We start from the raw sequence: 8,754 nt of genomic DNA on the forward strand, positions 1-8,754 counted from the left end.
CGAACTCCACCGCCGCTACGAGGCCGTCGCCGCTGCCCTCGGCGATTGATTCGCCCGGGGCCAAGCCGAATACGCCGCCGGATACGAATCAGCGGCCCAAGTTCTCATGAGAACTTGGGGTAGAGCTTGAATTGCGATTTAAAAACAAAAAAGGGAATTCGGAAATTCGCTAAAGCGATTTCCTGAATTCCCCTAATTCGATTTTTGCAATTCTCTGAATTTACATTACGTAGAATCCCACGTAATAAAGGGTGGTCGTCAGCATATCCGTTTTGTGTCCGAGTACGTCATTCATGAATTGAATTTCGCTGATCTCGGCTGGCGCGAATTTGTAATAGGCGACTGCCGAATATGCCTCGCGGAGATCGCTTGGCTTGATCGGTTCTCCGTGGCCGTCCTCGAATACCTTCTTTGATTGTATACCGATTTCTTTCGCGAATCGCTGAGAAAATACTTTGTTTTCCATTGCGCGATCACCGATGGATTCTTGGACCCTGCAAATTCCCTCAATGATCAAATCACGGTCGCCGAGTACTGGAATGGGGAACTCCATTGCGGAGCGCGCGGCGTCGCGTGTCTTGGCCTGCCCGGAGAAGATGAGCTGGTGCGGGTAGTCGGGATCCGGCCGAAAGACCCCGGTCACGCCCACCTCGTACGGCCGCCGGCCGGTGAGGGCGCACAGAGCCGCGATGGCACCCGCGGTTGACCACCGACGCAGCAGTGCGTTTCCGAGCAAGATCATGGCCGAATTCTCGAATAGTTCGGCGTCGATCGGTCGCTGTGAACGGTGCTTTGCTTCGAGCTCTGCGGCCTGGTGTGCCTTGTATTCGTTGGTGCGCGACTCGGAGTAAGTGAACCAGCCCGGCGCGTCCCCCGGCCGGGTCAGTAGCGGGGAATTGTCGCCGAATTCTTTACGAATCTCTTCGCGATATGCGGAGATTACTTTTCGGTTGACCATTGCCGAATATTTCTCGCCATCCAGCTTTTTACGATTGTGAATCCAGGACAATTCCGAGAGGGCAATCATGCGCAATTTGTCCTCGGGGGTTTCTTTCACGCGGGCGATGAACTCGGCAATTCGCTGAGCCTCGGCCTGGGAGATCAACATATCCGAACCTTCCGGTTAGGGGGTCTGGTAGCCCTGCTATCCTTGGGGCAATTACCCCAAGGATAGCACAAGGTATGGACAAGTCGATACACACAACATGTCTAACTGTTGGGCGTGTCGACACAGTTGGAATGCCTGAAATCTGTTGTGCCACAGTGTGATTCGCGTGTCCGCTACTTTGGAACGGTTTCGAGTCTCTCCACTAGTTCCCACGTCCATTCGTCGCCGGGCCACCAGACCACGACCCAATCCCCGCCGGGCCAAGGTGGTGTGGCGGAACGGATTTCGACCCAATCGGATTCGTCGGCCGTGAGTTCCCAGCGCACCCGGGCGTCTCGGTAGGCCCCAGGCGGGGCTACGTAGCCGTAGCGCGTGCTCGGCGGGTCGCCCGGCCAGGGTTTCACCCGGACTCGGGTGCGGGGTGGCAGGGACACGCGGAACAGCGTATCTACCAGCGGCGGAGCGGACACAGCGAAGGCCGGGAGCGTCGGAATCGGCTCCCGGCCTTCGCGATTGGGGTAAGCGGATATCTGGGTTATTGGTCGTTCTTGGGTTGACGCTGCGCCAGGGCGTCGGTGGCGGCCCGGTCCAGGATGTCGCGGACGGCCTTAGTGGTGGCCGGGTCCAGTGCGATCACGGCGAGACCGCCGGCGGGGTCTGCTACGGCTATGCGGACGTGGCCCCATTGAGCGATGGCGCTCACGCGGGTGTGGTCTTTCAGCTCGATTCCGCGCCAGCCATTCGAGGCGGGTGCGGGGTCGTGGTCGGTGCTCATGCGAGGTTCTCCGATCGGAATACCTTGGGGCTGAGGGTTGCTCGGGTTGTCGGTCATCGCCACTGTCCCGGCACCCAGCGCAGGGCGGCCGTGCTTCTGTTGCGGGCCTGGCACGCGGGGCAGGGTGGCGTGGCGGGGGTGACCTCGGGCTGATCCGGGTCGGCTTCGAGGGACTGCCCGCACAGGGCGCGGGGGATGCGCCAGCGCAGTACGCCTGCCGTCAGGTGCTCCCACCAGCCAACGATGTGGAGATAGCTCTCATCGGGGTTTCGGCCGTCTGCGGCCAATTCGGCGGGCCGCTCGGTGGTCCTGGTGTCACTCATCGGCGTGGCTCCACTGTCTTGGCGGCCTGGCGGCGGATCAGGCTCTCAGCGGCCCAGGCCAGGGCCAGCGGGATGGGGACGCCCAGGCGGTCGGCGGTGTCTCGCATTGCGCGCCAGTACATTCCGTCTCGCCAGTAGCTGGCGATGCTGTCGCGGATGTCCTCGCCGAGGGCCTCGACGGCCTGGGCGGCGGTGAGGGTGCAGTTGCCCCAGGACAGGGCGGCGGCGGGCATGTGGGCGGCGAACAGGTGGCCGCGGGCGGCGCGGGCGGCCTCTGGCTGGTATTCCTGCTGGTACCAGGCCCAGGACTCGGTGGTCCAGGCGTCGGGTTTGGTCGTGTGGATCATGGGGGGTTCTCCAATCGGTTCCGGTCTGGCCGGAATTCAGCAGGGTTGCAGGGGGTAGCAGGCCGCGGGCCCGCCGGCGGGTCCAGTCGGCGTGGGGGCCTGGGTGCTGGTCGGGGTGGGCATCGACGGGGTGAGGTCGTGGTGGTGGGTCAGCAGGACGGCCCCGCCGCCGAACAGGCCCGCCCACACCAGCACCGCCACGGCCAGCCGGGCCAGGCCACGCCGAGGCCGCCCCGCAGCCCGCTGGGGCCGCTTCGGGGCGCGGGCGGGGCTCGGTGCCGGGCGGGCGGGCCGGGCCGGGCGCGCGGTGTCCCGGGGGTCGGGCGCGGGGTCGGCGGGCATGGTGGCCGGGTACTCGGCCTCGGGGGTCGGCCAGGCCGCCGCGGTGGTGGACGGGAAACCCAGCCCGGCCAGTTCGGCCACCGATATGCGGGTGTCGGGGTCCCTGTTGGTGCTGGTGTAGCCGAGGGCGGCCAGCACGGTTGCCACGCGTTCGGCGGTCCAGACGGCCTCGCGGCGGGCGGCGCGGCGGGTGTACCAGGCGTGCAGGGAGGCGGCGGCCTGGTCAAGGACCAGTACGTCTCGGCCGGTCGGCATGGGTACCTGGCCCTTGTCCAGGGTCAGGGGTAGGCCCTCCCAGGGCACGACCATGACCACGCCGTCCACGAATACCTTTGCGCCCGTGTGGGTTTCGGCGAACTTCTTGAAGCCGAACATCACGCGGCCGACTTGGGCGATCGGGTTGCCGCCCGCCTGGGAGTGCACGGGGTCGCCGTCGATGCCTGGCAGGGACCAGTCACCTTGCACGGGGCACGACAGCATGCCACCGAGGCGGCGCACCAACCCCTTGCCCTCGATAGTGATTGCGCCGCACGGAAGGATCAGCAGGATGTCAGTCTCGGCGCTGGTGAGTTGGCCGCGGCTGGAGAACGGGACGTAGACACCGCTCACGGCGACGGCGGGCATGTCCCAGCCGCTCAGGGCCGCGAGTATCTGTGCCTCGGTGCCGGGCAGGTCTGCCCGGTTCGCGCCCAGTATCCGCACTCGGGGGCGGGCGGGCGAAGTGTCGGCGGTCTGGGCCTGGGTGGCCTTGGCCTGGGCGCGGGCATCGATGGCGCGCAGGAGCTTTCGGGTTTGGCGCGCGGCCGAGGTGGCGGCGCGGGCTGGACTTCTCACCATGTGTGTGTTGCCCCCCTTGGGCATTCAGGGATCGGTTGTCGCTACCGGGTGCGGGCGGCGGTGATGTCGGCGGCGTGGTCGCGCTGGAATCCGTACAGGCCGCCGGAATAGCGGACATCCAGGACCTCGATGACACGGGCGGCGGACATGGTGGTCATGTCGCGCGGGGTCAGGCCGATGAATTCGCCCGCCTCGGCGTGGCGGATCAGCCAGGATCGGGCGGCACTCACGGTCGCGGGGTCGGCCACCGCGGCGGCGATGCAGCGTTTGTCCTCGGCACTGCGGGCGGCGTCCATCGCGCCCACCAGCGCAGATATCACGGCCTTGGGCAGTTGGCCGCCGTCGGCCATGGTGAGCGCGACCGGGCCGTGCAGTGGGGACGGGTGCCCGGTGCCGATGCTCGCGAACACCAGCTCGCCGAACATGTTGTGGTCCAGGCGCGCACCGCCGGCGGCGGTGTGCACGTGCGTGGTTTTCCACGGTGTGACCGTCGGGTGCGGCACCAGGGCCTCGGGCACGGCCGCTCGGGTGTCGGGGTCGTGGGTGCCGAGGTGGACGCCGTAGATGGTGGCGGCGGGGTCGGTGGTGTCGATTTCGGGTGCAATCGCCATGTAGGCGGTGGGGCGGAACGGGTTTCCGGCGCGCAAGCGCACGACGTACGCCTCGGGCCCGGCGTGGCTGGTCATAGGTGGATAGTCCTCTCGGTGGTGGGTCTGCGGGGTGAATCGTGGTGTGTGGCAGGGGATTCCCCGGCCGCTGGGGGTCAGGCCGCGGCGTGCAGGAAACCGCCGACGAGTGCGGTTGCCGGGCTGGTGTGGCCGCTGGGGTGGGCGTCGCACAGCATCACGCACGGGGCGCCGGTGCCGGGCGCGGCCTCGGCGGCGCTGGCGGTGGCGGTCGGGGCCGTGCAGTCGAGAGTGAGGGTCACCGAGGGGGCCACGGCCAGGCCGATCAGCACGACCGCGGCGATTCCGGCCAGCCAGGCCACCGGGCGCAGGGCCAGGGCGGCCAGGGCGGGGCCGTGACGGCGGGCGGTGGTGAGCATCGCGCGGGCGGCGCGGTGGGCCGCGCGGCGGGCGTGGGTGCCGACAGTTCGGGCAGTGCGGACAGTTCCGGCGGTGGTGCGGGGCTGAGTGTCCATGTCGGGCGCGCTTTCATGCGGGTGAGTGGTGCCGACCACGCTACCGCGCCAACATGTTGAGTGTCTAGACATGTTGAGTAATTCGGAAATTTTCGACGTGTCGTGCGTGTGAACCTGTTAGCCGTGCTATGGTGCGCATGTGATTGGTGATCACCAAGAGGCCGGGAAAGCCGGGAGAGGCGGACATGATGAGCCCTGGTAAGGGGTTGAAGCGCTCGCGGCGACCGAGTCTGGTCGCGCGGTGCCGGGAGGCCGGCGGAATCGTGATCGGTTGCGTGCAGACCAAGGGCGGCGCGGGGGACTCGACCCTGGCTTACAACCTGGCGCACGAATACGCCCAGCTCGGGGCCTCGGTGCTGCTGATCGACGGCGATATTCAGCAAACGCTGATCGATGCGGCCAACGCCCGCACCGCGGCCCCGATCCTGACCGTGATGCCCTACCCGCACGAATCGCTGTGGCAGGACCTTCCCCGTCTTCGCGGTGGCTATGACGTGACTGTGATCGACGGGCCCGGCCACCATGTCGCCATGACCATGGCTGTGATCACCGCGGTTGCCCTCACCGAGCGCGGGGTGCTGCTGGTACCGGTCGGGGCCAGCATCGCTGATGTGCGGCCCACCCGCCGTGACATGGCCCCGCTGCTGGAGCGGGCCGAGGGCCTGGTGCCGTGGAAGTTGCGGGCCCGCACGGTGCTCATGCGATTCGACACCGGAGAGACCGTCACCACCACCGTGCGCGAGGCCCTGGCCGAGCCGCCGATCGTGGCCCCGCCCCTGGCCGCTGAGGGCCTGGCGCGGCGCACCATCTATCCCCGATCCCTGGAAACCGGCCTGGCGGTGTGCGAACTCGATTCGCGCTCGGCCGCCAAGGCCGAGGTGGCCGCGGTGGCCCGTGAAGTCGCCGAACTGGCCCTGTCCGATGTCGTCCTGAAATAGCAAGCAAGGAGAAAACCCAGATGAACGCCCACGAATCTCAGTCGGCCCCGGCCCCCAAGGGCGTGGTGTCCCCCGAGGAATTCATGTCGGGAGCGCCCAAGCCCACCCGTGCGCCCGGCACCAAGGCCGCCCGCACTTCGGGGTCGGGCCGCCTGTCGGCGCAGATTCCTTCGATCGTGCACCGCGCGGCGAACATCGCGGCGCTGTCCCGGGGGATGGAATTGCGGGACCTGGTGGCCGAAGCGCTCGCGATGCACCCCGACATCGCGCCGGAACTCGCGCGACTGCAAGAGAGGGAAGACCGAGAGGCCGCCGAGGGTCAGGCCGACGTGCCCGGCCGGAAACCGAAACCGATAGCGAAGTGATCTGAATGACCAGCACTGCTGTACGTCCCGAGGGGGGACCGACCATGCTCGCCAACACGAATCCGCTCGGGGACACCGTCCCCGACACAGCGGCGGGTATCCCCGCCCACGATGACGGGGACGCGTCCCCGTCCCTGCTGTCCCCGATCCCGTCCCCGTCCCGGGCCGATGGGGACGGGACAGGCAGCCCTGCCCCCGCTGTCCCGTTCCCGGCCGGGGACGCGTCCCGGGGACACCGAGGGGACACCGCCGCCGAGGCCGTCCCCGCCGTCCCCGAGGGTGATCCGCATGCGGCGGCGCTGGCCGCCCTGCCGACCAAGCGGGCGCAAATCCAGTACGCCGTGAACGAGTTGGAGGGTGCACCCCCGGCCGAGGTGATCACCTGGCTTGCCGGGTACGGCATCAATGCCGCGCGGAGCAAGGTCTCTCCCGAGGTGAGTGCGTACAAGGCCGCGCATGGCATCCCCGACACCGGGGAGCACTCGGTGATCACTGTCCCTGTCCCGGGCCCGGCCGAGCGGGAGGCCGGGCCCGGGGACGGGGCCGCGTCGGTGGGGGACACCCCGGCCGCTGTCCCGTCCCCGGTTGCTGACCTGGCCGGACACGGTGGGGACGACTACCGGGCCGAGGGCGGGCCCGGCTGGTTTGATCAGCGGGTGACCAGCACCGCGCCCTCTGGGCTGCACCAGGCCGACACCGAGCCCGCCGTGCCGCTGGTCGTCGTCCCCGATCCGGCCGAGGCCGACACGCCCCAAGGGTGGGGCCACCACAACGGGCACCCCGTTGCCGATCCGGTCGGCCTCGGCGGGTACGGCCACTCGGTCCCGGCGGCCCGCCTGGCCGCTGTCCCCGCCGACGCCGGGGACGCGTCTCTGGTGTCCCCGCCTTGGTCGCCGGGTGGGGACGGGACAGGCTTCGGTGTCCCCGGTGTCCCTGCCGGAGAGGCGTCCCCTGTTTCGTCGGTGTCCCCGCCGTCGGGCTGGATGTCCCCGGGACACGGGGACGGGACAGCGGTCCCCGTCCCCACCGCCCGGGCTGCGGCCGTCCCCACTGTCCCCACTGTCCCGGCCATGGGTGCCGGTGCCGAGGAGGCCGAGGGGACAGTGCAGGGGACAGCCGAGGGGACAGCCGATCTGGCGGCGGGCCTGGCCAAGGGGACGGGCAAGCGCAAGGCCCCCGCGGGTGAGTTCGGGTTCTATCTGGCCTCGGCGGTCGCCATGATCACCAGCCTCGATACGTCGTGGCGGTTGTTCTCCATCACCCTCGGGGTGGCCAACCCGATCGAGTTGGTGGCCATGTTCGCCGGGCTCGAAATCAGCTTCGTGGCATGCGCCTATCACATGGGCATGTCGATCCGCCGGCGCAAAGAAGAACCGATCCCGTTCGTGAAAACGGCGCTGTGGATTCTGATGTGCATCGCGGCGGTGGGTGCCTGGATCAATGCCGGGCCGCTGCTGGGTACAGCCCGCATCGCGGCCGGGCCGGGCCTGGCCATGCTCATGTTGCATCTGGCGCTGAGTACCGAGCGGCAGGCCAACAGCAGCGAGCGTGGCACCCTGGCCAAGATCGGGGCCGAAATCCGTGAGCGGGTGCTCTCACGGCTGGGCCTGGGCAACGACGATCGAGACGCCGCACAGCGGTCCCGGGACCGGGCCGCCCAGCGGGCCGCCATGCTCAATGCGGCCCCGTTCGCGTTCATGCGCACCACGCGGGTACGGCGCGCGATGCGGGCCGCCCGTGTGGCGTCGGATCCGAGCATGATGGACAAGATGCTGGCCGAGTACGACATCGAAAAGCACGCGCCCACCCTGCGCACCCTGAAGCGGCCGAACCCGTTCGCCAGGTTCGACCAGAAGCGCTAGCGCCACACACAACGACGGCGGCGGTCCCGGAAACATCACCTTTCCGGGGCCGCCGCCGTTTTGCGTGCACACGCCTTTTGCACCATCGGCGGCCCGAGGGCCCTGGCATCGGCGGCCCGAGGGCCCGGCGGGCAATGGTGCAAAGGGTGTGTCCGGAATTTTCGGGGGTCCGGCGGGGCCCGGCCCGCTCAGTCGTCGCCGTCGTCGCGTGGTGCGAGCGGGCCGAGGGCGGCGGCCAGCTCCGCGCGGGCGTCGGCGAGTTCGGCGAGAGCGGCGTCGAGGTTGTCTAGGACCTGGCGGCCCGCGGCGTCGCGTATGTGTTGGGGTAGTCGGGCGTGTTCGTCGTCGCCGCACCAGCGGCGCAAGGGTCTTCCGGCCTGGGCGGCGGTGATGGTGGCCCGGTCCACGATGTAGGCCACCATGCGGCGGTCGGGGTTGTCGGCGGGTGTCATCCAAGGCCCCTTGCTATTAGTCGTCGCCGATGAGGGCGGCCGGGCCGAACAGGTCCAGTAGCGCCACCTCTGCCGATAAGCGGTCGGTCTCCTGGCGGTGGCGGGCCGCGGTCACGGCCTCGCGTCCGTAGCGCTCGAATAGACCCGCGAGGGCGGCGCTGGCGGTGGCCTGGTCGCCAGCGTGGTGGGCGTCCTGGCAGGCCCGTAGGCCGTCGAGGATGGCGCGCTCGCGCTCGGCTGGTGTGTCGCTCACGGCCCGATCAT

At 68.7% G+C, this 8,754-nt stretch carries 12 protein-coding genes; 3 read left to right on the top strand and 9 right to left on the bottom strand.

Annotated features, from left to right (window positions below):
- Positions 1–220: 220 nt before the first annotated feature.
- The 7 genes from ACWEKS_RS44315 to ACWEKS_RS44345 form a co-directional block, all read right to left on the bottom strand.
- Complete coding sequence (locus tag ACWEKS_RS44315; RefSeq protein ID WP_452345694.1) at positions 221–1,108, bottom strand: protelomerase family protein; 888 nt, start codon at positions 1,106–1,108, stop codon at positions 221–223.
- Between the two features lie 535 nt (positions 1,109–1,643).
- The gene (locus tag ACWEKS_RS44320; RefSeq protein ID WP_452345695.1) at positions 1,644–1,883 is read right to left on the bottom strand and encodes a hypothetical protein; all 240 of its coding nucleotides are present in this window, start codon (positions 1,881–1,883) and stop codon (positions 1,644–1,646) included.
- A 53-nt stretch (positions 1,884–1,936) separates the two neighbouring features.
- Positions 1,937–2,206, bottom strand: a complete 270-nt coding sequence (locus ACWEKS_RS44325; protein WP_452345696.1) for a hypothetical protein — start codon at positions 2,204–2,206, stop codon at positions 1,937–1,939.
- Positions 2,203–2,553, bottom strand: coding sequence for a hypothetical protein (locus ACWEKS_RS44330; RefSeq protein ID WP_452345697.1), 351 nt, complete (start codon positions 2,551–2,553; stop codon positions 2,203–2,205). Before ACWEKS_RS44330 ends, ACWEKS_RS44325 begins: the two co-directional genes overlap by 4 nt.
- Positions 2,554–2,589: 36 nt before the next feature.
- Positions 2,590–3,732: a hypothetical protein gene (locus tag ACWEKS_RS44335; protein ID WP_452345698.1), complete on the bottom strand. Its 1,143-nt coding sequence runs from the start codon at positions 3,730–3,732 to the stop codon at positions 2,590–2,592.
- Between the two features lie 41 nt (positions 3,733–3,773).
- Complete coding sequence (locus tag ACWEKS_RS44340; RefSeq protein ID WP_452345699.1) at positions 3,774–4,418, bottom strand: hypothetical protein; 645 nt, start codon at positions 4,416–4,418, stop codon at positions 3,774–3,776.
- Between the two features lie 77 nt (positions 4,419–4,495).
- On the bottom strand, positions 4,496–4,873 hold the full coding sequence (locus ACWEKS_RS44345) for a hypothetical protein (RefSeq protein ID WP_452345700.1): 378 nt from the start codon (positions 4,871–4,873) through the stop codon (positions 4,496–4,498).
- Positions 4,874–5,058: 185 nt separating this feature from the next.
- Between ACWEKS_RS44345 and ACWEKS_RS44350 the strand changes: the two genes are divergently transcribed.
- The 3 genes from ACWEKS_RS44350 to ACWEKS_RS44360 are packed head-to-tail and all read left to right on the top strand — an operon-like array spanning position 5,059 to position 8,038.
- Entirely contained in the window at positions 5,059–5,811 is a 753-nt protein-coding gene (locus ACWEKS_RS44350) for a ParA family protein (RefSeq protein WP_452345701.1), read from the top strand.
- Positions 5,812–5,831: 20 nt separating this feature from the next.
- Complete coding sequence (locus ACWEKS_RS44355) at positions 5,832–6,176, top strand: hypothetical protein (RefSeq protein ID WP_452345702.1); 345 nt, start codon at positions 5,832–5,834, stop codon at positions 6,174–6,176.
- 5 nt (positions 6,177–6,181) lie between these two features.
- On the top strand, positions 6,182–8,038 hold the full coding sequence (locus tag ACWEKS_RS44360; RefSeq protein ID WP_452345703.1) for a hypothetical protein: 1,857 nt from the start codon (positions 6,182–6,184) through the stop codon (positions 8,036–8,038).
- 188 nt (positions 8,039–8,226) lie between these two features.
- Here ACWEKS_RS44360 and ACWEKS_RS44365 read toward each other — a convergent pair whose 3' ends face one another.
- The gene (locus ACWEKS_RS44365) at positions 8,227–8,490 is read right to left on the bottom strand and encodes a hypothetical protein (protein WP_452345704.1); all 264 of its coding nucleotides are present in this window, start codon (positions 8,488–8,490) and stop codon (positions 8,227–8,229) included.
- A gap of 16 nt (positions 8,491–8,506) precedes the next feature.
- Positions 8,507–8,743 (bottom strand): hypothetical protein, encoded by a 237-nt coding sequence (locus ACWEKS_RS44370; protein WP_452345705.1) that lies wholly within the window; start codon positions 8,741–8,743, stop codon positions 8,507–8,509.
- Positions 8,744–8,754 lie beyond the last annotated feature (11 nt).

Source organism: Nocardia sp. NPDC004711, from assembly GCF_053601595.1.

Bases quoted from the DNA above. Each gene is read 5' to 3' on its own strand.
- ACWEKS_RS44355 (WP_452345702.1), top strand. From the start codon at position 5,832: ATGAACGCCCACGAATCTCAGTCGGCCCCGGCCCCCAAGGGCGTGGTG.
- ACWEKS_RS44350 (WP_452345701.1), top strand. From the start codon at position 5,059: ATGATGAGCCCTGGTAAGGGGTTGAAGCGCTCGCGGCGACCGAGTCTG.
- ACWEKS_RS44315 (WP_452345694.1), bottom strand. From the start codon at position 1,108: ATGTTGATCTCCCAGGCCGAGGCTCAGCGAATTGCCGAGTTCATCGCC.
- ACWEKS_RS44325 (WP_452345696.1), bottom strand. From the start codon at position 2,206: ATGAGTGACACCAGGACCACCGAGCGGCCCGCCGAATTGGCCGCAGAC.
- ACWEKS_RS44365 (WP_452345704.1), bottom strand. From the start codon at position 8,490: ATGACACCCGCCGACAACCCCGACCGCCGCATGGTGGCCTACATCGTG.
- ACWEKS_RS44335 (WP_452345698.1), bottom strand. From the start codon at position 3,732: ATGGTGAGAAGTCCAGCCCGCGCCGCCACCTCGGCCGCGCGCCAAACC.
- ACWEKS_RS44340 (WP_452345699.1), bottom strand. From the start codon at position 4,418: ATGACCAGCCACGCCGGGCCCGAGGCGTACGTCGTGCGCTTGCGCGCC.
- ACWEKS_RS44360 (WP_452345703.1), top strand. From the start codon at position 6,182: ATGACCAGCACTGCTGTACGTCCCGAGGGGGGACCGACCATGCTCGCC.
- ACWEKS_RS44345 (WP_452345700.1), bottom strand. From the start codon at position 4,873: ATGGACACTCAGCCCCGCACCACCGCCGGAACTGTCCGCACTGCCCGA.
- ACWEKS_RS44330 (WP_452345697.1), bottom strand. From the start codon at position 2,553: ATGATCCACACGACCAAACCCGACGCCTGGACCACCGAGTCCTGGGCC.
- ACWEKS_RS44320 (WP_452345695.1), bottom strand. From the start codon at position 1,883: ATGAGCACCGACCACGACCCCGCACCCGCCTCGAATGGCTGGCGCGGA.